The sequence below is a fragment of the Deferrisoma sp. genome (assembly GCF_054681715.1).
This window is the reverse complement of the sequence record NZ_BAAHFQ010000044.1, coordinates 1-23,524: the sequence shown is the minus strand read 5'-3', so window position 1 is coordinate 23,524 and position 23,524 is coordinate 1. Positions and strand designations below refer to the sequence as shown.

23 protein-coding genes and 1 tRNA gene are annotated in these 23,524 nt (G+C 73.2%); 11 read left to right on the top strand and 13 right to left on the bottom strand.

Annotation, left to right across the window (positions count from 1 at the left end; translation table 11 throughout):
* Positions 1 to 321: acetate--CoA ligase family protein (locus tag ACY0I8_RS08555; protein WP_461394382.1), on the top strand; the 321-nt coding region annotated here is incomplete at its 5' end.
* A gap of 20 nt (positions 322 to 341) precedes the next feature.
* Here the strand turns inward: ACY0I8_RS08555 and ACY0I8_RS08550 are convergent.
* The 3 genes from ACY0I8_RS08550 to ACY0I8_RS08540 form a co-directional block, all read right to left on the bottom strand.
* Positions 342 to 417, bottom strand: a tRNA-Thr gene (locus ACY0I8_RS08550).
* Positions 418 to 462: 45 nt separating this feature from the next.
* Entirely contained in the window at positions 463 to 1,908 is a 1,446-nt protein-coding gene (locus tag ACY0I8_RS08545; protein WP_459942398.1) for an HDOD domain-containing protein, read from the bottom strand.
* A complete protein-coding gene (locus tag ACY0I8_RS08540) occupies positions 1,905 to 2,705 on the bottom strand; it encodes an HDOD domain-containing protein (RefSeq protein ID WP_459942397.1) in 801 nt (266 codons plus the stop codon). The genes ACY0I8_RS08545 and ACY0I8_RS08540 overlap by 4 nt, the downstream gene beginning before the upstream one ends.
* 507 nt (positions 2,706 to 3,212) lie before the next feature.
* Between ACY0I8_RS08540 and ACY0I8_RS08535 the strand changes: the two genes are divergently transcribed.
* From ACY0I8_RS08535 to ACY0I8_RS08520, 4 genes are read left to right on the top strand one after another with little or no spacing between them, the layout of a single operon-like run.
* Positions 3,213 to 3,782, top strand: coding sequence for a CPBP family intramembrane glutamic endopeptidase (locus ACY0I8_RS08535; protein WP_459941433.1), 570 nt, complete (start codon positions 3,213 to 3,215; stop codon positions 3,780 to 3,782).
* Positions 3,779 to 4,651 carry a DUF1848 domain-containing protein gene (locus ACY0I8_RS08530; RefSeq protein ID WP_459941434.1) on the top strand — a complete coding sequence of 291 codons (873 nt, stop codon included), beginning with the start codon at positions 3,779 to 3,781 and terminating at the stop codon, positions 4,649 to 4,651. The genes ACY0I8_RS08535 and ACY0I8_RS08530 overlap by 4 nt, the downstream gene beginning before the upstream one ends.
* A complete protein-coding gene (locus tag ACY0I8_RS08525; protein ID WP_459941435.1) occupies positions 4,648 to 5,127 on the top strand; it encodes a CYTH domain-containing protein in 480 nt (159 codons plus the stop codon). Before ACY0I8_RS08530 ends, ACY0I8_RS08525 begins: the two co-directional genes overlap by 4 nt.
* A gap of 12 nt (positions 5,128 to 5,139) precedes the next feature.
* Entirely contained in the window at positions 5,140 to 5,496 is a 357-nt protein-coding gene (locus ACY0I8_RS08520) for a hypothetical protein (RefSeq protein WP_459941436.1), read from the top strand.
* A gap of 18 nt (positions 5,497 to 5,514) precedes the next feature.
* On the opposite strand, the gene ACY0I8_RS08515 is transcribed toward ACY0I8_RS08520, so the two are convergent.
* Genes ACY0I8_RS08515 through ACY0I8_RS08505 form a run of 3 tightly spaced genes read right to left on the bottom strand, consistent with a single transcriptional unit; the run spans position 5,515 to position 7,099 of the window.
* The gene (locus ACY0I8_RS08515) at positions 5,515 to 6,012 is read right to left on the bottom strand and encodes a PaaI family thioesterase (RefSeq protein WP_459941437.1); all 498 of its coding nucleotides are present in this window, start codon (positions 6,010 to 6,012) and stop codon (positions 5,515 to 5,517) included.
* Complete coding sequence (locus ACY0I8_RS08510; RefSeq protein WP_459941438.1) at positions 6,009 to 6,326, bottom strand: XdhC family protein; 318 nt, start codon at positions 6,324 to 6,326, stop codon at positions 6,009 to 6,011. The genes ACY0I8_RS08515 and ACY0I8_RS08510 overlap by 4 nt, the downstream gene beginning before the upstream one ends.
* Positions 6,323 to 7,099, bottom strand: coding sequence for an XdhC family protein (locus tag ACY0I8_RS08505; RefSeq protein WP_459941439.1), 777 nt, complete (start codon positions 7,097 to 7,099; stop codon positions 6,323 to 6,325). Before ACY0I8_RS08505 ends, ACY0I8_RS08510 begins: the two co-directional genes overlap by 4 nt.
* A gap of 312 nt (positions 7,100 to 7,411) precedes the next feature.
* Here ACY0I8_RS08505 and ACY0I8_RS08500 point away from each other — a divergent pair, with 312 nt between their 5' ends.
* The 3 genes from ACY0I8_RS08500 (at position 7,412) to ACY0I8_RS08490 (ending at position 14,198) form a co-directional block, all read left to right on the top strand.
* Complete coding sequence (locus tag ACY0I8_RS08500; protein ID WP_459941440.1) at positions 7,412 to 8,371, top strand: PilX N-terminal domain-containing pilus assembly protein; 960 nt, start codon at positions 7,412 to 7,414, stop codon at positions 8,369 to 8,371.
* On the top strand, positions 8,361 to 12,959 hold the full coding sequence (locus ACY0I8_RS08495; protein ID WP_459941441.1) for a prepilin-type N-terminal cleavage/methylation domain-containing protein: 4,599 nt from the start codon (positions 8,361 to 8,363) through the stop codon (positions 12,957 to 12,959). Before ACY0I8_RS08500 ends, ACY0I8_RS08495 begins: the two co-directional genes overlap by 11 nt.
* A gap of 192 nt (positions 12,960 to 13,151) precedes the next feature.
* The gene (locus ACY0I8_RS08490) at positions 13,152 to 14,198 is read left to right on the top strand and encodes a hypothetical protein (protein ID WP_459941442.1); all 1,047 of its coding nucleotides are present in this window, start codon (positions 13,152 to 13,154) and stop codon (positions 14,196 to 14,198) included.
* Between the two features lie 18 nt (positions 14,199 to 14,216).
* On the opposite strand, the gene ACY0I8_RS08485 is transcribed toward ACY0I8_RS08490, so the two are convergent.
* Genes ACY0I8_RS08485 through ACY0I8_RS08460 form a run of 6 tightly spaced genes read right to left on the bottom strand, consistent with a single transcriptional unit; the run spans position 14,217 to position 18,914 of the window.
* Positions 14,217 to 14,597 (bottom strand): hypothetical protein, encoded by a 381-nt coding sequence (locus ACY0I8_RS08485; RefSeq protein ID WP_459941443.1) that lies wholly within the window; start codon positions 14,595 to 14,597, stop codon positions 14,217 to 14,219.
* Positions 14,598 to 14,654: 57 nt separating this feature from the next.
* Complete coding sequence (locus ACY0I8_RS08480) at positions 14,655 to 15,749, bottom strand: M20 family metallopeptidase (RefSeq protein ID WP_459941444.1); 1,095 nt, start codon at positions 15,747 to 15,749, stop codon at positions 14,655 to 14,657.
* Complete coding sequence (locus ACY0I8_RS08475; protein ID WP_459941445.1) at positions 15,736 to 16,269, bottom strand: GNAT family N-acetyltransferase; 534 nt, start codon at positions 16,267 to 16,269, stop codon at positions 15,736 to 15,738. Before ACY0I8_RS08475 ends, ACY0I8_RS08480 begins: the two co-directional genes overlap by 14 nt.
* Positions 16,270 to 16,271: 2 nt before the next feature.
* Entirely contained in the window at positions 16,272 to 17,528 is a 1,257-nt protein-coding gene (locus ACY0I8_RS08470; protein WP_459941446.1) for a penicillin-binding protein 2, read from the bottom strand.
* Between the two features lie 3 nt (positions 17,529 to 17,531).
* Positions 17,532 to 18,569, bottom strand: coding sequence for an LOG family protein (locus ACY0I8_RS08465; protein WP_461394381.1), 1,038 nt, complete (start codon positions 18,567 to 18,569; stop codon positions 17,532 to 17,534).
* 45 nt (positions 18,570 to 18,614) lie between these two features.
* Positions 18,615 to 18,914: a hypothetical protein gene (locus ACY0I8_RS08460; RefSeq protein ID WP_459941448.1), complete on the bottom strand. Its 300-nt coding sequence runs from the start codon at positions 18,912 to 18,914 to the stop codon at positions 18,615 to 18,617.
* Between the two features lie 293 nt (positions 18,915 to 19,207).
* Here ACY0I8_RS08460 and ACY0I8_RS08455 point away from each other — a divergent pair, with 293 nt between their 5' ends.
* The 3 genes from ACY0I8_RS08455 (at position 19,208) to ACY0I8_RS08445 (ending at position 22,926) form a co-directional block, all read left to right on the top strand.
* Positions 19,208 to 20,401: a molybdopterin-binding protein gene (locus ACY0I8_RS08455; RefSeq protein WP_459941449.1), complete on the top strand. Its 1,194-nt coding sequence runs from the start codon at positions 19,208 to 19,210 to the stop codon at positions 20,399 to 20,401.
* A gap of 63 nt (positions 20,402 to 20,464) precedes the next feature.
* Positions 20,465 to 22,339, top strand: a complete 1,875-nt coding sequence (locus tag ACY0I8_RS08450) for an indolepyruvate ferredoxin oxidoreductase subunit alpha (protein ID WP_459941450.1) — start codon at positions 20,465 to 20,467, stop codon at positions 22,337 to 22,339.
* The gene (locus ACY0I8_RS08445; protein WP_459941451.1) at positions 22,336 to 22,926 is read left to right on the top strand and encodes a 2-oxoacid:acceptor oxidoreductase family protein; all 591 of its coding nucleotides are present in this window, start codon (positions 22,336 to 22,338) and stop codon (positions 22,924 to 22,926) included. The genes ACY0I8_RS08450 and ACY0I8_RS08445 overlap by 4 nt, the downstream gene beginning before the upstream one ends.
* A gap of 42 nt (positions 22,927 to 22,968) precedes the next feature.
* Here ACY0I8_RS08445 and ACY0I8_RS08440 read toward each other — a convergent pair.
* Positions 22,969 to 23,524, bottom strand: a 556-nt coding sequence (locus ACY0I8_RS08440; protein WP_461394380.1) for an HD-GYP domain-containing protein, incomplete at its 5' end; no start/stop codon positions are given.

The window sequence follows — 23,524 nt, the reverse complement described above, 5'->3', positions numbered from 1 at the left end:
GGCATCGGCGGCACCGCGGTCGAGATCTACCAGGACGTGGCGATCCGCATGGCGCCCATGACCCCGGCCGACGCCGCCTCGGCCCTCGACGCCCTGCGGGGCCGGCGCCTCCTCGAGGGCTTCCGGGGCTCGCCCCCCGCCGACCGGGAGGCCCTGGTGGACCTGCTGGTGCGGTTCTCGGAGATGGCCCACGACCTCGGCCCGGCCGTGGACTCCGTGGACCTCAACCCCGTCTTCTGCGGCCCCGACGGTTGCGTGGTGGCCGACGCCCGGATCGTATTGCCCACTCCCAAGAACAACGAAGGGCTTGCGGCCGGGTGACCGCAAGCCCTTGAAATGACTGGAGCCGGGAATCGGACTTGAACCGACGACCTGCTGATTACGAATCAGCTGCTCTACCGACTGAGCTATCCCGGCTTGAAGAAGCGCTTTATAGCAGGTTCGGGGGGCGGCTGTAAAGGGTCAGCGCGGGGCCGCCCGGGCCGCCAGGGGGATCAGGCGGCCGAGGGTGGCCAGGGATTCCAGTTCGTCGTCGCCGAACGGCTCGTCGTCGTCCTCCCGGTCGGCGTAGAGCACGAACCCGGGCCGGTCGCCGGGCCCCAGGGGCACGAGGGCGAAGCACCGCACGTCGAGGGCGGCGGCCTCCCCCGGCGCCAGGACCCGTTCGTAGTACGGAAGGGTCCGGTCCACCACGCACAGGGCTTCCCCCCGAAGCGCGGCCTCCAGGGCCCCGCCGGGCTCGGGGGCGCCGGAGAGGGCCTCCGCGAACTCGGGGGTGACGTCGCCATCCCAGGCCAGGGGGGAGAGTTCCCCGCCGGACCCGGTCAAAACCAGCACCCGGGACGCCCCCACCACCTCCCGGATCCGGCGAAGGACGAGGCCCGCCACGTCCCTGGCCGGGGACCCATCCAGGATGAACTCCTGGATCTCCCGCACCGCGGCGAGTTCCGCCTCGCGGCGCTCGGCCCGCCGGCGCTCGGCCTCCTGGCCGGCGAACATCTCCTGGAGCCGCTCGTTCTCCTGCTCCACCCAGAGGGTGTAGGTCTTGAGGTCCTCGACCCGAAGTTCGAAAAACCGGGCGTACTCCCGGATTTTCGCCGGGACCCGCCCCAGGGCCCCGAGCACCATGCCCACGGGCTTTCGCAGCACCCGGGCCATGGAGGCGGCCAACTCCCGGTGGGGCTCGGCGCCGCCCCACAGGGGCTCGGCCAGCGCCTTGGCCGCGCCCACGAGAAACGCCAGCCGGTCTCCCCGGTCGGCCGGCGGGGCCGGGAAGGTCCGGTGGTGGCGGGCGATGGCCGCCTGGAGCACCTCGGGCAGTTCCCACCGGCGGGCGAGTTCCGCCCCCACCTCCACGTGGGCCACGCCGAAGGCCCGCTTTTCGGCCGCCAGCAGGGCGGGGCCCCGGGCTCCGGCCCCGTACACCCCGGCGGCCCGGTCGGGCCACCGGTGGGCCAGGACAAGCTTTCCCACGTCGTGGAGAAGCCCCGCCACGAAGGCCTCCTCGGGCACGTCGTAGCGCAGCAGGTCGGCCAGTTCCTGGGCCACCACGGCCGTGGCCACAGCGTGGATCCAGAACCCCTCCAGGATCTCGCCGCCCCGCCGGAGGCTCGAGAGCAGGTGGTAGGCCCCGAGCCCCAGGGCGATCGCCCGGACCGACTCGAACCCCAGGAGCACCACGGCCCGCGACACGGTGGTGACCCGCGCCGTGCTCACGGCGTAGCGGGCCGAGTTGGCGACCCGAAGCACCTTCATCGTGAGGGCCTGGTCCTTGAGGATCACACCGGCCAGGTCCGCCGCGCTGGAGGTGGGGTCCGAGGCCACCCGGGAGACCCCCACCAGCACCTGGGGAAGGCTCGGGAGTTCCCGGATCTCGTCGAGGAACGAAAACCGCTCCGGCCCGCTCACGCCGTCCCCTCCTCGGCCACGGCTGCGGCCACGGCCTCGCGGATCTCGGCCAGGAGCGGCTCGTCGTCGGCCACGCCCGCGGGGGGTTCGGGCTCCGGCGCCCCCACCCCGGGGGCCGCGGCCCAGGCGACCCAGTCGCCGAGGCGGGCCACCGCCCCCAGGCCGTCGGGTTCGTCGGCGTGGTGCGACCCCACCGCCTCGGCCAGGGCCCCCGGCAACTCCCACCGCTCCAGGAGCACCCGGCCGAGTTCCCCGTGATCGAACCCCAGGGCCTTGGCCTCCCCCTCCACCCCGGCCGGCTCGTCGTACACCCGGGGAAACCGCAGGGCGATCACGCCCTTGCCCACGTCGTGGAAGAGCCCCGCCAGGAACGCCTCCTCCGGGTCACCGCCGCGGGTCCGCCGCGCCCACTCCCGACAGGCGATGCCGGCCCCGTAGGAGTGGAGCCACAGGGGCTCGGCCAGGCGCCCGGCCCCGGCCAGCACCCGCTGCACGGCCGAGGTGAGGACCAGGGTGTGGAGGGTGCGAAACCCCAGGAACACGATGGCCGCGGAAAGCGTCCGGACCTCCCGGGACCGGCGGTAGTAGGCGGAGTTTGCAAGCCGCAGCACCCGAAGCGAGAGCGACGGGTCCCGGGCCAGCACCGCCTCCAGGTGCTCGGGCTCGGTCGCCGGGTCGGCGAGCAGCGCCAGGGCCTGCTGAGCCACGGCGGGCAGCCGGGGCAGGTCGTCGATCAGCCGGGCCACGCGATCGGCGAGCGGGGCGGTCATGGGGCGTTCGTCCTCCGGTCGGGTCACACCGCCCTTTCCGTTTCGGCCGACCCCGGGCAGATCTGAACCCCGGCCGGGCGCTTTTCGCAGGGCCCCCGCCAAGGTACACTATTGACCCGGCGTCAATACAGGCGCGCAAGGAGATCGCGAGGGCATGGGGCCTGCCTCCGGCCGTGCGTGAGTGCGGCATCCGGCTTACGCTGCATCCGGCACTCAGCCGGATGGACGGAACCGTTCAGGAACTCTGGGCGTTTTCGTCAGTCTGCTGGGCCGGAAGAGTCCCAGTCGTTGGCTGAGTGCCGGATGCAGCGACTGTAGGAGCCACGCCCGGCGCTCCAGCAGGCCCCATGCCCCCGACCGTGGCTATTTAGCCGCCGGAGTAATAGCACGCCGCTGTGGCTCGGGCGCTACGAGGCGGAAACCACTCGCGGTTCCGGCGTCGCCACCTACGAACGCCCGTGCCCCCGGCGCCTTCGCGCGCCCCCGTCCGCCGGCGGCGTGCCCGCCGGAATCGCCCCGTCGCCAGAGGAGAACGTGGAAACCACGGTCCCCCGATCGCCCCTGCTTCCGGCCGCGTTCGCCTACGCGGGCGCGGCCGCGTTGGCGCTCCTGGTGCTGCCCCACCTGGAGACGCCCCTGGTGCGCTACGGGCATTCCGCCTACGGCGCCCTGGTGCTCGGCCGCGACCCGGTTTCGGGCCTTTGGTGGGGGCTCGGGGTGGGCGCGCTCCTCACGGCCGTGGGCCAGGTGCTCACGCGGCGCACGGCCTGGGGCCGGCGGCTCGAGGCGCTCCTCGCCCGCCTCGTCCGGGGGCTCCATCCGGTGGACGCCATCTTGCTCGCCGTGTTGAGCGCGCTCGCCGAGGAGCTCGTGTTCCGTGCGATCCTGCTTCCCTACGCCGGGCTGTGGGGGTCGTCGGCCCTCTTTGGGCTGGCCCACTGGGTTCCCCGGGAGGGGCTCTGGCCCTGGGGGGTGTGGGCGTTCGTGGCGGGCCTCGCCCTGGGCGGGACGGCCCTCGCCACGGGGGGGATCCTGGCGCCCACGACGGCCCACTTCGTGGTGAACGCGGTGGGCCTGATCGTGCTTTCCCGGGGGCGGCGGTGATCGTGTCGGCGAGCCGGCGGACCGACCTCCCGGCCGCGTACGCCCCGTGGCTCCGCCGCCGGATCCGGGAGGGCCGGGCCCGGGTGCGCCATCCCTTCCGGCCCTCGGCCGTGCGGGAGGTGGACCTTCGGCCGGCGCCCCGGGGCGCGATGGACGCGCTCGTTCTCTGGACCCGGAACCCCGGACCCCTCCTGGACGACCTGCCAGGGTGGGAGCGAGACGGGATCCGGACCCTCTGGCTCGTGACCGTGACCGGGTATCCCCGCGCCCTCGAGCCCGCGGCCCCGCCGACCGAAGACGCGATCCAGGCCGTGGGACGGCTCGCCCGGCTCGTGGGGCCCGGGCGGGTGGCCTGGCGGTACGACCCCGTGCTCGTGGTGCCCGGGCTCGGCCTCGACCCCCGTTGGCACCGGGAGAACTTCGGCCGGCTCGCCGCGCGCCTGGCCCCCCACGTGGACCACGCCATCGTGAGCTGGTACGACCCCTACCGGGCGGCCGAACAGAGGCTCGCCCGGGCCGGCCTGGAGCCCGTGGAAGAAGGCGTCGGGGAACTCGCGGCGGCGCTGGCCGAGGAGGCCCGGAGGGAGGGACTCCCCCTCCAGAGTTGCTGCGAGCCGCTGGAGGCCGCAGGCATCCCGGCCGGGGCGTGTATCGACGAAAACTGGATCCACCGGGTCTGGGGCCTCCCCGTGTCGGGCCGCAGGGATCCCGGGCAGCGAAACGGGTGCCGGTGCGCCCCCTCGGTGGACATCGGCGCCTACGACACCTGCCCCCATGGGTGCCTGTACTGCTACGCCACCCGGTCCCCGGGCCGGGCCGCCGCGTTTCGGGCCCGCCACGACCCGGGGTCGGAGGCCCTCGCGCCATGATCACCTGGGAGTACGAGCGGAAATTCCTGGTGCGGCCCGAGGCCCTCCCGCCGCTTCCCCGGGGCAAGCGGATCGCCCAGGCCTACCTCGGGTTCGAACCCGTCGTAAGGGTGCGGCTCGAGGACGGCCGGGGCGTCCTAACGGTCAAGGGGCCCGGGCTCGCGGCCCGGCGGGAGGTGAACGTGCAGATCCCCCCCGAGGCGGCGGAGGCGCTCCTGGAGATGCGGGTGGAAGGCACCGCGGTGATCCGGAAAACGAGGCACCTGGTGCTCCACGGAGGCCACGTGTGGGAGGTGGACGTGTTCGACGACCCGTTCCGGGGTCTCGTGATCGCCGAGGTGGAGCTCAAGCACCCCGAAGAGGACATCGAGTTGCCGCCGTGGGTGGGCGTCGAGGTGACCCACCGGCCCCAGTTCCAGAACGCCTCCCTGGTGCGGGCCGGGAAGATCCCGATCCTTCCCCCGGCGGATTCGTGAGGAGGGACCCCCATGGACACCCGCGTGCAACCCGGGGACGTGATCCTGGTCCACGTGGAGGAGAAGCCCGCGTTCTTCGCGCGGGTCGAGGAGATCCTGCCCGACGTGAAGGTGGGGTGGCGCCGCATCCGATTCACGGTGCTCACCGTGCCCCTCCAGGAGATGACCTGGATCCTGGAACCCTCCCAGATCGACGGCGAACCGTTCACCATGGGGGGCACCCCGATCCGGATCGAGCGCCTGCCCGACCCGGCGGCGTTCCGGGACGAGCCCGAGGAGCCCGTGTCGGAGGAACGGCCCGATGAACCGCCCCCGGCCGGCCCCAAGGTGATCGAGTTTCCCGGGGGGAAGGGACCGGCGAAGCGCTAGCGCCGGCCCGTTCCCGCCCTATCCCCGCCCACGAAACCGCCCCACCACCTCGGGAGGGCACCCCCCGAACTCCAGAAACGGGAGCATGTCGCGCTCGAACACCTCCCGGGCGTGGAGGCGGTAGGTGCCCTCGGCCTCGCACAGGACCCTGCCGTCGGGGCCGAGCAGGGTGCCGGCGGCCCGAACGTCGCGTTCGTCCGACGAGACCACCCGGGCCTCGAGCCGAAGCTCCGCCCCGGTGGGCGCGACGGCCCGGAACCGGGTGGAAAGCCCCACCGTGACCGAGCTCGTCCCGGCGCGCCAGGCCACGGCCCAGTACATCACGTCGTCGAGGAGCGCCGCCTGGATGCCGCCGTGGACGACGCCCGGGTACCCGCAGAAGGCCGGGTCGGCCCGCACCGCCCCCTCGACCCGGCCCGTCGAGGGCTCGACCCGGTACCGGATGCCCCACCCCCGCGGGTTTTCGGTGCCGCAGAAAAAGCACGACCGAAACGAGGGCAGGAGCAGCGTCGTCACAGGGGCTCCACGAAGATCCACATCCGGCCGCCGCACACGTCGCCCCCCTTGGTGCCGATATCGTCGGTGAGGTCCACCTCCAGGAGTTCCGGCTTGCCGGTGGTCAAGAGCGCCCGGAGGGCGGCGCTCTTGACCTGGCTCTCCCCGCACCCGCCCCCCACCGAGCCGTAGGTCGTGCCGTCGGCGCAGACGATCATCTTGGCCCCCACCTCCCGGGGCGTGGACCCCGCGGCCCCCACGATGGTCGCCAGGCACGCCCCCACCCCCCGACGCCGCAGCGTCACGGCGGTTTCCAGGATCTCCCGGTCGGTCATGCCCCACCTCCCACGGCCCCCCGGAGCGCCCTGGCCTGCCCGGGACCCTTGCGCCGCACGCAGACGAGCTCCGAGGCGATGGAAAGGGCGATCTCCTCGGGGCTTTCGGCGCCGATCGGAAGCCCGATCGGCGTGAACACGTCCTCCAGGCGCTCCCGGGGAATCCCCTGGCGCCCCAACATGTCCAGCACGAACCGCACCCGGCGCCGGCTGCCGATGAGCCCCACGTAGGCCGTGGGCTTGCGGAGCACCAGTTCCAGGCAGTCGGCGTCGTGCTCGTGGCCCCGGGTGATGACGACCACGTGCCAGTGGGGCCCGAGGGGCATCTCGGCCAGGGCCTCCCGGAAGTCCCGGGCGATGACCCGGCAACCGGGGAACCGCTCGGGGTTCGCGAAGTCCGGCCGGTCGTCGAGCACCGTGACCCCGAACCCCACCTCCCGGGCGAACCGGGCCAGCGGCACGGCGATGTGCCCGGCCCCGCACAGGAGCACCGAGGCCTCGGGCCGGAGCACGTCGAAGAACACCCGCACCCCCTCGGGCATCTCGGCCCACCCCCTGCGTCCGGCCTCCAGGCACTCGGCCGCGGCTTCCCGGATCCGGCCGTCCAGGGTGGGGTCGCCGGTGGTCCCCCGCGCCCGGCCGTCCGGCCCCACCAGAACCTTCGCGCCCACCAGGGCGGGGTCTGCGGCGGCGACCACCGTGGCGAGGCACGCGGCCTCGCCGCGTTCCAGGCGCGCGAGGGCGTCGGCAAACAGATCTACCTGGTTCTCCACTGCGTCCCTCCATGCCCGGGGCGGCCGGGCGGCGCCCCTTGGGCCTTCTTCCGAACCCACCCGCGCTACCCCGAGAAACCGGTTTCCGGTGGGGCGCCTCCCGGGCGCACACGCACTTCCTTACCCGGTTTTGCTCGCCTGGGCAAGCCGAGCCCGGAGGGCTTCCGCCCCTCCGTGTCCCCCGGGGTTCCCACCGGGGCTTGCGCCGTCGTCTCGGTGTGGTAGGGTTCCCGGACCGCCGGCGGACCCGCCAGGACCGGCCAAATCCTCCCCACGGAACGGGGCCCGCCGTCTCGCACCCCTGGGGAGGCCATGCAACCGGCCGAACGCACCTCCAATCCGCGATTCCCCCCACGCCCCTCTTCCCGGGCCGGGTTCGCCCTGGCCGCCACCCTGATGCTGCTCGCGATCCTGAGCCTCCTGGGGGCCGCGGCGATCCAGTCCACGACGCTGGAAGTGCAGATCAGCGCCCGAGACCGCGACGCGGCCGCCGCCGCCTACGTGGCCGAGGCGGGCCTCGAGGAGGCGCGGTACTACGCGGCGCGCGGGTGGGGGAAGCTGGGGACCGCGACCCCCCTCGGCCCGGGATCCGTCGAGGTGCCCGTGGTAACCCCCATCGGCCCGCCCGCCCCCTGGGACGCCCTGTCGTGCCCCTACGTCGGGTTCACCCTCTACGACGCGGCGGGCGGCGCCTACCTCGTGGCCGACTGCGGCGGCCCCCGCGACGCCGCCCGGTTCGTCCTCGGCTCGGCCACGCCCCCCACCGGGGGCCGGTTCGTCCTGGCGCGGGAACTCCCGGCCCCCGCGGTCGCGGGAAACCGGGTCGAGGTGTCGGACCCCGCCTGGGCCCTGGTGTCCCCGCCCGGAACCTGGACCGGCTGGACCCTCTGGGACGCCTCCGGGGCCTCGTACCGGGTGGCCGACTCGGAGAACTCCCTTCTCGCCGGAACCGTCACCCTCGTCCTCGACCGCGCCCCCGGCGGGGGGCCCTACCGGATGTCGCTCCTTCCCTGGGCGGCGGCCCTGGCCGCCGGAACGGCCCCGGCCGGGGACGCCGACGCGACGACACCGGCCGCCTGGGACCGGGACTTTCCCGTGTCGGGGGGCACGGGCCGCGCCAGCGTGACGGCGGAGGAGACCGCGCCCGGGCGCTACCGGCTGACGTCTACGGGCGCCGTGGGCCCGAGCCGCGGGCTGGCCCAGGTGGAGATCCGGCGGGCCGGGCTTCCGGACCAGACCCTCGGGGGATGGAAGGTGGGGCATGAGGACTGACGGGGTCTCCCGGAGGCCGGCGCCGGGAACCGGCGCCGGTGGCCGGCGCGCCTTCACCCTGGTGGAACTCCTCGTGGCTCTGGCCGTGGCCGGGGTGTTCCTGTCGCTCCTGTACCAGGCGTTTCTCGCCCAGGAGCGGTCGTTTCGGGTGCAGGAGGACGTAACCGACGCCCGCCAGAACGCCCGGGTGGCCGTGGACGAACTGGCCCGGGCGCTCGCGAGCCTCGGGGCCGGCGCCGAGGTGGGGGCCGGCCAACCCCGGCTCCTGGTGGCCCACGAACACGAGATCACCTTCACGGCCGATCTCTCCGGCGACCACGACGCCCAGCCCCCCGGGGCCCCCGTGCCAGGGGCCGGGCCCCAGGATCCCCTGGCCACCTTCCCGGCCGGGGCGTACGCCGCCTCGCCGGCCGAAACCTACCGGTTCCGGCTGGTCCGCCGCACCGGAGAGCCGTTCTACACCCTCATGCGGGAGGTGAACGGCGGGGCCGACCAGGCCGTGGCCCTCCTGCTGGCGAACCCCGACCTGGGGGAACCCCTGTTCCGGTACCTCGGCGATTTCGACGGGGACGGCGACGACGAGTGGCTCGACCGGGTGGACCGCTCCACGAGCCCCCGGCTCGCGGCCGGGGTTCCGCTGGACGCCCTGGTGCGCCGGATCGAGATCCGGGCGGTGGCGCGGCCGGCGCGCCCCGACGCCAGGGCGCCCGCCCGGGAGGTGCGGCTGACCACCGCCGTGACGCCCCGGAACCTGTGGGACTGCCCCCGGGTGGTACCCGCGACGGCCCTGCCCGGCCTGCGGGCGCCCGATCTGCGGGCCACGACCACGCCGGTGCGGTTCCGGGTGCTCCGGGGCGCCGTGGCGGAAACCGGCCGGACCGTGCGGTTTGAGATCGCGGGCCCCCCGGGCCACGGGGCAACCCTGGCCGCCGCCGAGGCCGCAACCGACGCCGACGGCTACGCCGAAACCCAGATCGTCTGGCCCCCCGACTGCGCCGGGCTTCCCGAGGGAACGTACACGGTCACGGCGCGAACGGCCGAGCCGCCCACGTTCCTCACCCCCTTCGGGTCCTGCGCCCCGGACCAGACCTCCGTGGGGGTCGCCGTCGGGCCCGGACTTCCCGCCAGGATCTCCTTCGACCAGGCCCTCCTCGAGGTGGAAAGCTGCGGCGGTATGGCCGAGACCGGGTACCGGGTCCTCGACGCCTGCGACCGGCCGGTGACCCCGGCCGATGCGGCCGCCCACCCGACGGATCTGGAGATCGGCCCGGATCCCGAGTTCGGCACCCTGAGCCGGCGGACCCTCGACGAACCGGAGGGCACGATCCGGTACCAGGCGCCCACCGATCCCCACCGCAGATACGCGGTGACGCGGTCGCCCGTCGACCCCAACCGGTTCCCGGCCTGGATCTCGTCGCCCACGCTGCCCGGACGGGTGGACCTGGAGGTGGTGCTCCACCCCCGCCGGCTCACCGGTCCCACGGCCCGCATCGCCACCGCGGCGTTCACCGACTGCCCCGACCCGCCCGTACCCGTGGAAGACACCTTCGGGGTGGAGGACGGGTGCGAGAATCCCCTGTACACCCTTGCCGGCACCGGCGAACGGGTGGAGGCCGAGTTGGCGACCGGCCCCGGGCCGGCCCCCGACCAGGGGGCCATCGCCTCGCCGGGGAACCGGGCGGCCTTCTCCCCGGACTCGGTGGACATCGTGCTGCCGGACCCGTCCGCCGCCTCCGGCACCTTCGCGGTGGCGTACCGGGCGCCCACCTGCACGGTCGGGGGGCTTCCCCACTTCCCCCGGGTGCGGCTCACCCCCTCGTGGGACCCCGGAGCCGCCGTGGATCTTCCGGTCCGGCTCGACCCCTGCACCGGCTGCGGGGTCCAGGTGCTCGACGCCGCCGGGGTGCCCACCGCCTCGTGGAACCGGGCCTGCGAAGGGAGCCTCGAGGTCGTGGTGACCCAGTGCGTGCCGGCCGGCACCACGGTGGAGCTCGTGATCGAGCCTGAACCCGGAAGCCTCGGCCGGCCCAGCTTCGACCGCAACGGCCCGGTGGACCGCAGTCTCGTCACCTTCGCGGCGGCCGGCGCCGGCCTGGAGGCCCGGCTCCCGCTCTACGTGGGCACGGCCCAGAGCGGCGACCGGTTCCGGGTGGCCGCCTACGTGCCCGACCGGGCGAGCGCCACGGCCCTGGGGGGCGTCGCCTGCGCCTCCGCCGCGGTATCGGTGGACACCACCTGTTCCGAGATCCGGATCAGCCCGGTGGCCGACGACCCCACCCCCGCGCCGGCCAACCCCCGGGCCGAGGACACCCCCCTTTGCGCCGCCGAGGGGAGCGAGGTGTTCTTCCGGGTCAAGGACTGCGACCAGAACGTCCGGGACTACGCGGCCGACGACATCGTGCGTACGGCCGGCACCACCCGCGGGCTCGTGGTGGAGGTGGTGGATGCCGACGGCACGGTGCTCGACGAGGAGGGACCCGACCTCTTCGAGTCGGACGTGCACGGCACCCCGGCGACCGACAGCCCCTATTTCCAGGGGCGCCTCACGGTGACCCAGGACCCCGGGGACCGCCCCGGCAGCGGGCGGCTCTTCGCCCCGGCCGACCGGGTGGTGACCCTCCGGGCCACCTACCACGACCCCGACGATCCGGCCGACCGAAACTGCGTGGCCGAGGCCCTGCTGGTGCCGCCCCTGCCCGTCTGCCTGCCCTTTCCCGCCGCGAGCTTCGCCGACTGGGACGGTGAACTGGTGACCCACGGCGGCGACGCCCTGGTGGTCGGGGACCTCCGGCTCCCCGACCCGCCGGCGCTTCTGGCCAAGGAACCCGGGGTGCCGCTCCTCGGCACCGACCGGAGCGACCGGTTTTTCAACGCTTACGTCGGGGGGACCGTTTTCGTCGGGGGCACGCCCCTGGCCGCCGGTGGGGAGATGGATCAGCCGTTCACCCCGGGCGGAGCGGGGGCCGGGGTGAGCGCCGGCCACCCCAACTACTTCCAGCGGGTCCCGGCCGCGGCCGGCCTGGGCACCCGCCTCGACGCCGACCGACTCCGGCTCCTCGCCCGAGCCCGGGGGGTGTACTGGGAGCCCACGGGGGGCGGGCGGCTCCGGAACCCCCGCACCGGGGTGGAGGCGACCTTCCAGGAGATCACCGCGCTGCCCGGCCCGGGCACGGGCACGGCCCTCCACGACGGCCGGTTCCTCTTCGTGGACGCGCCGGCGGGTCTGCGATCCAACGCTCTCCTCGATGCGGCCTCCCCGGCCGACCTTCCCACCTACCGGGTGACCGGCGACTACTACACCGAGGGGCTTCTGGTGGTGGCCGGAAACGTGGTGTTCGGGGCCCCGGGAGGAACCCAGGCCCTGGCGGCCGACGCCCCCGGCACCGAGGACGCACGCTACGACGAGGCCGCGGCCCCCCCGGCCCGAGGCGAACTCCCCCTCGGCCCGGCCCCCGGCCCCGGGCCCGTCGCCGCGGGCACTCTCCCCGCCCACGCCCGGGCCGCCCTCTACGCCGAGGGGACCGTGCGGTTCGAGGGCCCCTGGCGCTGGTACGGGGCGGTAACGGCGGAAAAGGGGGTCGAGAACCCGGGCGGCGCCGCCCTCTGGTACGACCCGGCCTGGGCCGACACCCGGCTTGCGCTCTGCACCCGGTGCTGCCGGCTCGCGGTGGATCCCCCCGTGCTGGCGCTTCGGCCCGGGACCACGGGGGCGTTCACGGTGTCGGGGGCCGAGGGGACGCCGGTGTGGGAGAGCCTGGCCCCGGCCGTGGCCCGGGTGGATTCCTCGGGGGTGGTGGAGGCCCGGGCCGAGGGCACGGCCACGGTTCGGGTGATCGACGCCGCGGGATGCGTGGCCGAGGCCGAGGTGTCGGTGACCTGCGGCCTTGCGCTGAGCCTCGCCCCCGACCGGGACCTCCGGCCCGGAGACCGGGCCACGGTGACGGCCTCGGGCGTGGTCGGGGGCATCACCTGGACGGCCGACAACCCCCCCGTGGTCGCCATCGTGGCCGACCTGGGGCCCACGGTGGAGATCGAGGCCCGGGGCCCCGGCCCCGGCCGGATCGAGGCCGAGGACACGAACGGCTGCGTGGCCGGGCTGGATCTGGCCGTGAACTGTCCGGCGGCCCGGATCGCCTTCGACCCGCCCGACCCGGCGGTGGGCGACCGGGTACGACTCTTCGTCCTGGACGGGCCCGACGACCTGACCGCCCGGTACGGGTTTGCCGTGGATGGGGTTCCCCTGGCCGGACGGGCCCTCGACCTCACCGGTCCCGGCACCCGGACCGTGTCGGCCGAGATGGCCGGGGGAGCCTGCCCCGTGGGCCCGGTGGACCTCGCCCCCCGGTGCCCCGGCGTGACCGCGACCGCCTCCCCCCTCCCCGCCCGGGTCGGGGTCCCCCTTACCCTCTCCGTCACGGGGCCGGGCGGCGAGGACTGGTCCGACCGGTTCGCCTGGACCGCTTCCCCGGCCGGGGCAGCCGACGTCACCAGGAACACCGTCACCCCGTCGACCCCCGGGGTCCTCACCCTCACCGGGGACTGGGCCGGGTGCCCGGCCGGTCCGGTGGAGGTGGCGGTGGGACCGTAGAACGGGAAACGGTCCGGACACCGGCCCCGCCCGGGGTTCGGTCGTCCGCTCGACGCGAGCGCCCGCCCCCCCTCTCGTTCCCATGACGCCACGGGGAAAGACGGCCCTTTCGCCGCGCCATTTCTTTACATGGCAGCTCGTCTTCGCCTACACTTTGCCGGATCTAAAAAATCAAGAATCAGAGAGGACCCCATGGCGGTGAAGGCGATCGCGCTCCTTTCGGGGGGGCTCGACTCGACGCTCGCGGTGAAGCTCATGCTCGACCAGGGCATCGAGGTCGTGGCCCTCAACTTCATGACCCCCTTTTGCAACTGCACAGCCAAGTCGAGCTCGTGCAAGCACGAGGCCGTGCGGGTGGCCCGGGAGTTCGGCATCCCGATCCGGGTGCGGTACAAGGGCATGGAGTACCTCAAGATCGTGGAAAACCCCAAACACGGCTACGGCCGGGGGCTCAACCCCTGCATCGACTGCCGGATCTTCATGCACCGGGAGGCCAAGGCCCTCATGGAGGAGGAGGGGGCGAAGTTCCTGGTCACGGGCGAGGTGCTGGGGCAGAGGCCTATGAGCCAGCGCCGACCCGTGCTCAAGCTGATCGAGCGGGAGAGCGGCACCGAGGGGCTCGTGCTCCGACCTCTCTCCGCCCACCACTTCGAGCCGACGATTCCCGAACGGGAGGGTTGGGTCGACCGGGAGAAGCTGCTGGCGATCCGGGGTCGCTCCCGCAAGGAGCAGATCCGGCTGGCCGAGGACCTGGGCGTCACCGACTACCCCTGCCCGGCCGGGGGGTGCCTGCTGACCGACCCGGACTTCGCCGCCAAACTCAAGGATCTCTTCGAGCACAAGCCGGGCTACGACCTCAAGGACGTGCGGCTCCTGCGGGTGGGCCGGCACTTCCGACTGCGGCCGGGGCTCAAGGTGGTGCTGGGGAGGAACCAAGGCGAGAACGAGGCGTTGGAACGGTCGGCCGACGCGGGCTCGACGCTGGTGCGGGGCGCGGATTTTAAGGGCCCCACCGCCCTGCTGCGGGAGCCAGCCGGCGCGGAGGACCTCGCCCTCGTGGGACGCATGCTCCTCCGGTACGCCCATCAACCCCGGGGCGAGATCCGGGTCGAGGTCCGGGGCGCCGGCGACGAGGCGCCGCCTCTGCCGGTACGGGGTCCCCTGGACGACGGGGCCCTGGGGCGACTCCGGATCGGCCACGCCGAAGGGCCCCGGGCCGCCTGCGGGTCGGGCCGGTAGGCGCCGGCCCGGCCCGGATCAGTCCTCGTCCTCGGGCTCGATGAAGCCCTTCTCCTCCAGGTAGAGGATGTGCTCGTCGAGCACCTCCTCGATGGTGGCCGGCTCGGCGCCCGTGAGCCGGGCCACGAAGGTGATGAGCCGGTCTTCGAGGTCCTCGATCTCGTCCAGGTCGGTCCCGGCCGGAGGCAGGAGATCGGCGTTGGCCTTCTGGAGCTTCATGACCTCGGCCATAAACTCCTGTCCCTCCTCATCGTCGGGGATCTCGTAGACCCCCAGGGCGCAGTGGAACAGGAAATCGGCCTCCAGGATCTCCTCCACCGCCTCCACCTCGAGGCCGGTGCGCTCGGCCACCTCCCGTGCGGCCACCTCCACGTCGTAGAGCAGGACTTCCTCCGTCATCACAGATCCTTTCCGGGCGGCGCGGGCGGCCGCTCCACTGGGGTTACGACCAGCCTATCAGGCCGGCCGGGGCCCGCAAGCGGCCAGGTATTCCCGGCCGAGCACGCGGTAGAGCGCCGCCGCCTCGACCACCTGCCCCCACCGGATCCGCTCGTCTTCCGCGTGGGCGAATTCCAGGCGGCCCGGCCCGAGGACGAACGCAGGCACCCCGCTGCGGTGGAACCGGTTCGCATCGCTGTGGCTCCGAAACGCCCCTACGCCGCCCCGGCCCACCCGGCGGAACACCTCGACCAGCGGGTCGTCCTCCGGGAGCCGGTACCCGGGATCCTCGGTCTGAAACTCCACCTCGAGGCCGTCGGCATCGGCCAGCGCGGTGCTCACGGCCTCGCGTACGGCCGCGAGGTCGAGGTCCGGGGGCACGTGCACGTCCACCCAGGCCACGGCCCGGGCGGGCACGGCGAATCCGGGGTTCGTGGTTTCCAGGTGGCGGATGTTGAGCACGGGGCCCTCGCCGGCGGCCTCGGAGAACAGGGGGGCCCGCGTGAGCGCCGAAAGCCCTGCCAGGAGGCGTTCGGCCGCGTTTTGCCCCCGCTGGGGCACGCTGGCGTGGGCCCGCCGGCCGGTGGCCGAGATCTGCACCTCCAGGTACCCGTAGTGGCCCACGCAAAGCACCAGATCGGTGGGTTCGGCCACCAGCGCCCGCCCCGGGCGGAACTCGGCCAGAAACGCGTCGGCCCCGTCGCCGTCCTCCTCCTCGCCCACCACCAAAGCCACCCCCACGGCCCGGCCCAATCCCTCGGCCCGGAGGCCCAGGTACGCTTCCACGATGGCCGCGCACCCGCCCTTCATGTCGGCGGTGCCGAGGCCCACGATCCAGTCCTCGTCCCCCTCGGCGGGTCCGTAGTCCTCCAGGTCCCAGGCGTCCACCGTATCCACGTGTCCCACGAACACGAGGGGCGCGTCGGGGTTTCCCAGGAGCAGGTTGTAGCGGTTCTCGTCCACCGGCTGCACCCCGTAGGGGCATCCTTGCTCCGAGAGGAACTCCTCCAGGTAGGCCAGCACCCCCTCTTCCTTGCCCGAGGGGCTGTAGACCTCCACCAAAGACCAGAAGAGATCCCGGAGTCGCGCCTCGTCCACCTCACCTGGCCTCATGGTGGTCCCTCCTTCGCCTGCGGCGCTCCCGCAACTCGTCCAGGTTCATGCTGAGGTACACGTGGGCCCGGGGCTGCTCGAACCCCAACGACCGGAAAAACCGCAGGGCCGCCTCGTTGTCGGCGTCGGTGTCCACCATCACGATCCGCACCCCCTCGTCGGCCATGCGCTGCACGAGCCGGTTCACGAGCCGTTCCCCCACCCGCCGTTTCTGGTACCTCGGGTCTACGGCCATCCAGACCACGTACCCGTAGGTCCAGGCCGACCGGGGCTTCGACACCGTGGTTCCCATGGCGAACCCGGCGAGGTTTCCCGTCTGCCGGTCCTCCGCCACCAGGCACAGATCCGACTCGGTGTGGAACAGCCCCGTGACCTCGTATTCGTCCCAGGTGCGGTAGAGGTTCGGCACCTCGGCCGTGAACACCTTTTCGCCCAGGTGAAACACGGCCGGCAGGTCGTCGATCTCCATGTCCCGGATCTCGATGAGCGGCTTGAGATCTCGAACGTCCTCCCTCTCCATGGTCACATCCCGAAAAACTCTTTCATGACGGCCTGGGCCACGTAGGTGCCCTTGATGTGCCAGAGTTCCTGGTTCACCACGAGGCTGGCCACCGCGATCTGGGGGTCGTCCACCGGCGCAAACCCGATGAACCACTCGTATTTGCCCGGCGGGTCGTCGCCGGTGAGGCTCCCGGTCTTCCCGGCTACCCCCACCTCCCGCCGGAGCCGCCGGGCATAGCGGTAGAACACCTTGGCCGAGGTGCCCCGGGTGACGGTGCGCACCATCATCCGCGCCACTTTTCGGGCCACGTCCTCGGGGGCGGCCCGGCGCCAGGGGGCCGGCGCGGCCCGGTAGACCACCCGGCCCCCCGCGTCCTCAATCCGGTCCACCACGTGGGGCCGCATCATGACGCCCCGGTTCCCCACGGCGGCGGCCAGGAGCGCGGCGTGCACCGGGCTCACGTACACCTCCCCGAACCCGGCCGCCGTGCGGGCCAGGGGGTAGCGTTCGGCCGGCACCGTGGCCCGGCTCGGCTGCAAAGGGAACTCGAAGGGGATCTCCTGGTTGAACCCGAAGGCGTGGAGCGCCTCGTCGAGCCGCACGCTCCCCACCACGTCGGCCCCGATCTTCCCAAACACCACGTTGTTCGAGGTGGCCAGGGCCTCGGCCAGGGTGTGGACGTTGTTCTCCCGCCACCGGTTCGCGGGCGAGATCTTCCGGGGGTAGAGCCGGTACGGGTTCCCCTCGAACCGCACCCGGGTCTCGGGGGTCACCTTGCCGGTTTCGAGGGCCGCGCTCGCCGTGATGATCTTGATCAGGCTCGCGGCCGGGTACGTGGCCCGGCGGCAGAAGTCCCGGAGTTCGGGCTCCTCCCGGGAGTACTCGGCCAACGCCAGCACCCTCCCCGTACCGGGCTCCACGGCCACAAACGCGCCGTAGGGCACGCGGTACCGCCGAAACACCCCCAGGGCCTCCTCTTGGAGCTCGTGCTCCAGGGTGTAGACCACCCGGTGGTCCCCCACCCATTCCTCGTAGACGCCGGCTTCCGCGTTCCACTCGGGGGTCGGCCAGGAGATCCGGCACAGCACGTCCTGGCACACCGAGGCCACCTCCGGCACCTCGGCCCGCTCGACCGGCCCCGGGGACTCGAACCGGGGCGCCCAACGCACCCCGGCCGCCCCCACCAGGGTGAGGACCGCAAACGCCGCGGCGGCCCACATCCGCTTGCGCCGCCGCCGGAGCCGGGCGTGGCGCTCCAGTTCGGTCCACCACTCCATGGCTCAGATCTCGTTCAACCGGTCGATGAGCCTCCGCAGGAGCCCGAAGTCCCGCTTGGCGAAGTCCACCAGGAGCCTGGGGTACCCCTGGAGTTCCGGTTCGTCGGCCTCCTCCGGCAGGGCGCCCGAGACCCGGATGGTCCCCCCCGGCACCAGGATCGACGAGAACTCCTCGGCCAGCCGGGCCGCCTGCTCCTCGGTGATGGTCTGTGTCAGCCGCAGCACGAGCCTCCCGTTCACGTACCGCAGGCTGTGGTACCGGCGGTAAAACCGCTGGATCTTCTCCACCGCGTCGTCCACCGACTCGACCCGCTCGAACAGGAAGAGATCGCTCGGGCTGATGTACCCCTCCGCCAGGAGTTCCCGTTCGAAGAACTCGATCCACCGGATCCAGTAGGTCCCGCCCGGCTCGTCCACCAGCACGAGCGGGATCGGGGGCTGCTTGCCGGTCTGGACCAGGGTCAGGGTCTCCATGGCCTCGTCCAGGGTGCCGAACCCGCCGGGAAACAGCGCCACCGCGTGGGCTTCCTTGAGGAACGCCACCTTCCGGTTGAAAAAGTAGTTGTAGGTGATGAGCCGCGGGGTCTTCTCGATGACCGGGTTCGCGCGCTGCTCGAAGGGCAGGCGGATGTTCACCCCGAACGAGCGCTCCGGCCCGGCGCCCTCGTGGGCCGCCTGCATGATCCCCGGGCCGCCGCCCGTGATCACCATGAACCCGGCCTCCGCCAGCGCCCGGCCGAACTCCCGGGCCATGGCGTAGATGGGCTCGTCGGGCCGGGTGCGGGCCGACCCGAACACGGTGACCTTCCGGATGCCCCGGTACGGCCCGAACACCTTGGAGGTGAACCGCATCTCCTTGAGGGTGATGTTCATGAGCCGCAGGTCGGCCCGGTGCTCGGTCTCCTGCCCGGCCTTGAGGGCCGCGAGGATCATCTCGCGCACAAGGTCGGGGTGGTGAACCGGCCCGGCCATCTCAAGGAGGCGGTCGATCGCCTCGTCCACCGGGCCGTTGGAACGGGAAAAGTGGAGGGGTCTGGGCATGCGTTTCCGGAGGAGAAGGGTTCGTTCCCGGCGTGCCGGGATCGATCAGTGAAGGGTCCGGTCGGACTTGGGGTCGTCCCGCCCCAAGGTCTGGCGATAGAGCCGTCCCACCCGGTACCGGGCCACGGCCCGTCGGATGGCGACGGTAACGAGGACGGCCACCGCGATCACCGTGGGCCCGAAAAACGACGACCCGATGCTCGCGGGATGCCAGACCGCCACGGCGAGAAGCTCCGCCACGAGAACCAGCGCAAACACCCCGAGAACGAACCTCGGCCCGCCCCCGAACCCGGACCGGGTGGGTTTCCGTTTTCGGAAATCCACATACACGATCTTTCCCGCCATGGCGTCCCCGTCGGCCTCCCCCCCGGGCTTCGCCGCGCGCGCACTCCATGCTAGCATGCCCGGACCGGGGTCGCCAGGAGCAGGACGATGGCAAGGGTCTCATACCAAGTTGCGCCCAAACAGACACCCATCCCGGGGGCTCGGCAAGGGGCCTGGTTACGGCCGTGCGTGAGTGCGGCATCCGGCCACTGTAGGAGCCACGCCCGGCGCTCCACCAGGCCCCTTACCGGGACGAATCAGGAAACGGTAGCTTTGAACGCGACTTGGTATCAGCCCGCACGGAGGGTGCCGCCATGCCCACCGCCGAACTCGTCGTGATCGGCTCGGAACTCCTGCTCGGCACCTGGGTCGACACGAACGGCCCCTGGCTGGTCCGGGAACTCCGGCTCCTCGGGGTAACCCCCGTGCGGAAGTGGGTCGTGGGCGACGACGAGGCCCGCATCGCCGAGGCCGTGGGCCAGGCCGCCCGGGAGGCCGACCTGGTCCTGCTCACGGGAGGTCTAGGGCCCACGGAGGACGACCGCACCCGGGCGGCCGTGGCCCGGGCCGCGGGCGTGCCCCTCGAGTTCCGGCCCGAACTCCTCCAAGAGATCGAGGCGGTGTTCCGCCGGTTCGGGGTGGCCATGCCGGCGTCCAATCGGGTCCAGGCCGAGATTCCCCGGGGCGCGGAGCCGATCCCCAACCCCTGGGGCACGGCCCCCGGTTTCGCCCTGGCCCTGGAACGGACCTGGGTGGTGGCGCTCCCGGGGGTGCCGCGGGAACTGAAGAACCTGTTTCGAACGTGGGTGGCGCCGCGGATCCGGGAGCGGTTCGGGGGCGGGCACGCAGCGACCCGGGTACTTCGGCTCTCGGGGTTGGGCGAGAGCGCCGTGGGGGACCTCGTGCGGGACCTCATGCTCCCTGCGGAGGATCACGAGGTGACCCTTCTTTCGTCGCCGGGGGAGGTCAAGGTGGTGATCACCGCCCGGGGCCCCACGGAACGCGAGAGCCGTGCCCTGGTGGAGGATCTCGCGGCCCGGGTGCGCGAACGGCTCGAGCGGTTCGTGTTCGGCACCGACGACGAGACCCACGCCCTCGTCGCCCTGCGGGCCGTGGAGGCGGCCGGATGGACCCTGGCCTCGGCCGAGGGGTGGTCGGCGGGCACCCTGGCCTCGTGGCTACGGGAGGCGGGGCATCCGGCGTTTCGCGGCGGAATGGTCCTCGGCCCCGGCGCCGGACTCGGCCGGGAGGACGACGCAGCCGGGCGGTGCCTCGGCCTCGCCCGGGAGGCGGCCGAGCGGTTCGGGGCCCAGGTGGGGGTGGCCCTGTTCCGGGAGGACGAGCTCCTGCCCCGCGGGGGGACCGAGCGTCTCTGGATCGGGGCCTTCTCCCCCGGAGGGCAGAAGGCCCGCGCGATCCCGGTGGTGCACGGCGACACCTCGGACGCCCAGCGGGCGTGCCACCAGGCCCTCTACGCCGTACGCCGGCTCGCCGGCGGCGGCCATTGACCCGATTCGGCCGGCCGTGCTACCAAAGGGCGCCTTTTCCCGGGGGGTTGGAGGAACACCCACGTGACGAGCGGTTCGTCTCCTCAGGCGTTGCTCGGGGTGGAGGCCTGCGCCCGCGGCGCCCTGGAGGCCGGGGTCCGCCTGGCCACCGGCTACCCCGGCACCCCCGCCACGCCCGCCCTCGAGTACCTGCTCGCGAACGCCCCGGAACACCTGACGGCCGAGTGGGCGGTCAACGAGAAGGTGGCCCTGGAGATCGCGGCCGGCCACAGTTGGGCCGGCCAGCGAAGCTTCGTGGCCATGAAGATGTCGGGGCTCAACGTGGCGTCCGACGCCCTGCTGTCCATCGCCACCTCCGGCACGGTGGGCGGGCTCGTGATCTACGTGGGCGACGATCCCGGGGTGTACTACGGCATGGTGGAGCAGGACAGCCGGCTCTACGCCCGGCTCGGGTTCCTGCCCATGGTGGAGCCGGGCGAGCCCGACGAGGCTCGCCGGATGGTCCGGCACGCCTTCGAGGTGTCGGAGGCCTGCGAGACCCCCGTGCTGGTGCGGGGCACCACCACCACGGCCTACACCTGGGGCCCCGTGGCCGTCGAGGTCCCCGAGCGAAGCCGCCGCAGCCCCCGGGTTCCCTTCGACATCGACCGGTACACGAAGGCCGGGGCGGCCCGGTGCCGGGCCCAGCACCGCGATGCCCTGGACCGGCTCGGGCGGGCCGGGCGGTTGCTCGACCGGTGGAACCGGGAGACCCCGGGCACCGTCCCCCTCGGGGTGATCGCGCCGGCCTCGGTGTGGGGCTACGTGGAGGAGGCCGTGGCCGGGCTGCCGGAGGCCGAGCGGCCCCATCTGCTGCGGCTGGCCGTCGTGCACCCCCTCCCCGAGGAGCGGCTCCTCGGGTTTCTAAGCCGGTGCCGGCGGGTGCTCGTGGTGGAGGAGCTCGACCCCCTGATCGAGGAGCGGGTGCGGGCCTTGGCGGCGGAACTCCCGACGCCCCCCCGGGTTCTGGGGAAGCGCCAGGGGGTCCTGCCCGAGGTCGGCGACCTCGATCCCGACCTCGTGGCCGCGGCGATCGACCTCCTCCTCGACCGGGACCCCCGCTCGGTGCCGGCCCCGCCGCCCCCGAAGAGCTCCTTTGCCCCCCGGGTGCTCACGTTCTGCCCGGGGTGCCCCCACCGGTCGGCCTACGTGGCCCTGGAGCGGGCCATCGCCCGGGCCGGGTTCGCCAAGGACGAGGTGGTGGTCACCGGCGACATCGGGTGCACCATCCTCGGCATGAACCCGCCCCACGATCTGTGCCGGACCGAGGTGGCCATGGGCTCGAGCATCGCGCTGGCCGAGGGGTTCGTGCGGGCCGGCGTGGACCGGCCGGTGGTGGCCGTGCTCGGGGACAGCACCTTTTTCCACGCCGGGATCCCCCCGCTTCTGGACGCGGCCAGCAAGGGCCTCGACCTCACCGTGCTCGTGCTCGACAACCACCACGCCGCCATGACGGGGTTCCAGCCCTCCCTGACCCAGCACCGCCCCGACCCCGGGACCCCGGCCCACCCCCTGAGCATCGAGGAACTCGCCCGGGCCGCCCGGGTGCGCCGGGTGCGAAAGGCCCTGCCCTATTTCACCGGGAGGCTGTCGAGGGTCCTCGCCTCGGCCCTTCGGTCCCCCGGGGTGCAGGTGGTGGTGGCCGAGGCCCCCTGCGTGCGCCGGCTCCGGGGCCGCACCGTGATGCCCCACGCCGTCCGGGCCGACCGCTGCACGGGGGTGGATTCGTGCTCGCCGTCGTGTCTCGAGGCCGTGAACTGCCCGGCCCTCGATCTCGACGAGGCCACGGGCAAGGCCCGCATCGACGCGGCCCGGTGCATGGGGTGCGGGCTGTGCGCCGAGGCGTGTGGCAGGCGGGCCATCCGCCGGAATCTCCGGGCCCGGAGGATCGTGCCATGACCCTCGACCTCGTGGCCGCGGGGGTGGGGGGGCAGGGTGTCGTCACCCTCGGCCGGATCCTCGCCACGGCGGCCCTCCGGGAGGGCTACGACGCCCGCCTCCTCGGCCAGTCGGGCCTGAGCCAGGTGGGGGCCCCGGTGGTGGTGCACGTGCGGATCGGCACCCCGGCCGGCCCGAGCCCCAAGATTCCTCGGGGCCGGGCCCACGTGGTGATCGGGCTGGAGCGGCTGGAGGCGCTGTGCCTCGCCCCGTACCTACGGCCCAGGGGAACCGCGCTGTTGTCCGAGGAGGAGGTGCGGCCCTACGAGGCCCGGTTCCGGAGGGACCGGTATCCGGACCGCGCCGCGGTGGAGGCGGCGTTCGGGGACGTCCGGATCCTGTGGGTCCCGGCCCTGGAACTCGCCCTGCGCCACGGGTCGCCGGCCTACGTGGCGCCCGTGATGCTCGGGGCGCTCGCGGCGGTGTCCCGGGTGGTCGACCGGGACCAACTGGTCTTGGCCCTGCGGGACGAACGGCCGGCCGAGGCGGACGCCGAGGTGGAGGCCTTTTTCGCGGGGTACGAGTTCGTGGCCGGCACCGAGGAATGAGCCCGGGTCACGGCCACGCCCCCCGGCTGTATCCGCCCCCCACTACGCCGCCCGGCGCTGCTCCCCCAGGCCGAGCACCCGTTCCACGTCCACCTGCGCCTCCCCGGGGCCCAGGGTGGACGCGATGGTCCGGGCGAAGGGCTTCTCCCCGTTGGGGTCCGGGGCCGAGAGGTCCACGTCCACCGGCGGGGAGAGGGGTTTCCCCTCGGGGTCCCGCACCAGCCGCACCCAGGGCCGGATCAACTCCGCCCGGTTCTGCCGGCACACCACCCCCACCTCCCCCGTGTCGAGCCGCACCACCGAGCCGATGGGGTAGATCCCCACGCACTGGATGAACTTCTGGACGTACACGGGGTAGAAGTCGGTCTTCGACCACTCGTAGATCTTCTGCAGGGCCTGATGGCTCGGCATGCCCTTGTGGTAGACGCGGTCCGAGGTGATGGCGTCGTACACGTCGACGATGGCCGAGATGAGCCCGAACTTCCCGATGTTCATCCCCGAGACCCCGCGGGGGTAGCCCCGGCCGTTGAACCGCTCGTGGTGATTGAGGGCCACGGCGGCGCTCTCGTTGGGCACGTCCTTGGTGTCCATGAGGATC

What these genes read in the sequence shown, in the direction of transcription:
- ACY0I8_RS08525 (WP_459941435.1), top strand. Translation starts at nt 4,648, where the DNA reads ATGATCACCTGGGAGTACGAGCGGAAATTCCTGGTGCGGCCCGAGGCC.
- ACY0I8_RS08520 (WP_459941436.1), top strand. Translation starts at nt 5,140, where the DNA reads ATGGACACCCGCGTGCAACCCGGGGACGTGATCCTGGTCCACGTGGAG.
- ACY0I8_RS08510 (WP_459941438.1), bottom strand. Translation starts at nt 6,326, where the DNA reads ATGACCGACCGGGAGATCCTGGAAACCGCCGTGACGCTGCGGCGTCGG.
- ACY0I8_RS08500 (WP_459941440.1), top strand. Translation starts at nt 7,412, where the DNA reads ATGCAACCGGCCGAACGCACCTCCAATCCGCGATTCCCCCCACGCCCC.
- ACY0I8_RS08495 (WP_459941441.1), top strand. Translation starts at nt 8,361, where the DNA reads ATGAGGACTGACGGGGTCTCCCGGAGGCCGGCGCCGGGAACCGGCGCC.
- ACY0I8_RS08490 (WP_459941442.1), top strand. Translation starts at nt 13,152, where the DNA reads ATGGCGGTGAAGGCGATCGCGCTCCTTTCGGGGGGGCTCGACTCGACG.
- ACY0I8_RS08485 (WP_459941443.1), bottom strand. Translation starts at nt 14,597, where the DNA reads ATGACGGAGGAAGTCCTGCTCTACGACGTGGAGGTGGCCGCACGGGAG.
- ACY0I8_RS08480 (WP_459941444.1), bottom strand. Translation starts at nt 15,749, where the DNA reads ATGAGGCCAGGTGAGGTGGACGAGGCGCGACTCCGGGATCTCTTCTGG.
- ACY0I8_RS08475 (WP_459941445.1), bottom strand. Translation starts at nt 16,269, where the DNA reads ATGGAGAGGGAGGACGTTCGAGATCTCAAGCCGCTCATCGAGATCCGG.
- ACY0I8_RS08470 (WP_459941446.1), bottom strand. Translation starts at nt 17,528, where the DNA reads ATGGAGTGGTGGACCGAACTGGAGCGCCACGCCCGGCTCCGGCGGCGG.
- ACY0I8_RS08465 (WP_461394381.1), bottom strand. Translation starts at nt 18,569, where the DNA reads ATGCCCAGACCCCTCCACTTTTCCCGTTCCAACGGCCCGGTGGACGAG.
- ACY0I8_RS08460 (WP_459941448.1), bottom strand. Translation starts at nt 18,914, where the DNA reads ATGGCGGGAAAGATCGTGTATGTGGATTTCCGAAAACGGAAACCCACC.
- ACY0I8_RS08455 (WP_459941449.1), top strand. Translation starts at nt 19,208, where the DNA reads ATGCCCACCGCCGAACTCGTCGTGATCGGCTCGGAACTCCTGCTCGGC.
- ACY0I8_RS08445 (WP_459941451.1), top strand. Translation starts at nt 22,336, where the DNA reads ATGACCCTCGACCTCGTGGCCGCGGGGGTGGGGGGGCAGGGTGTCGTC.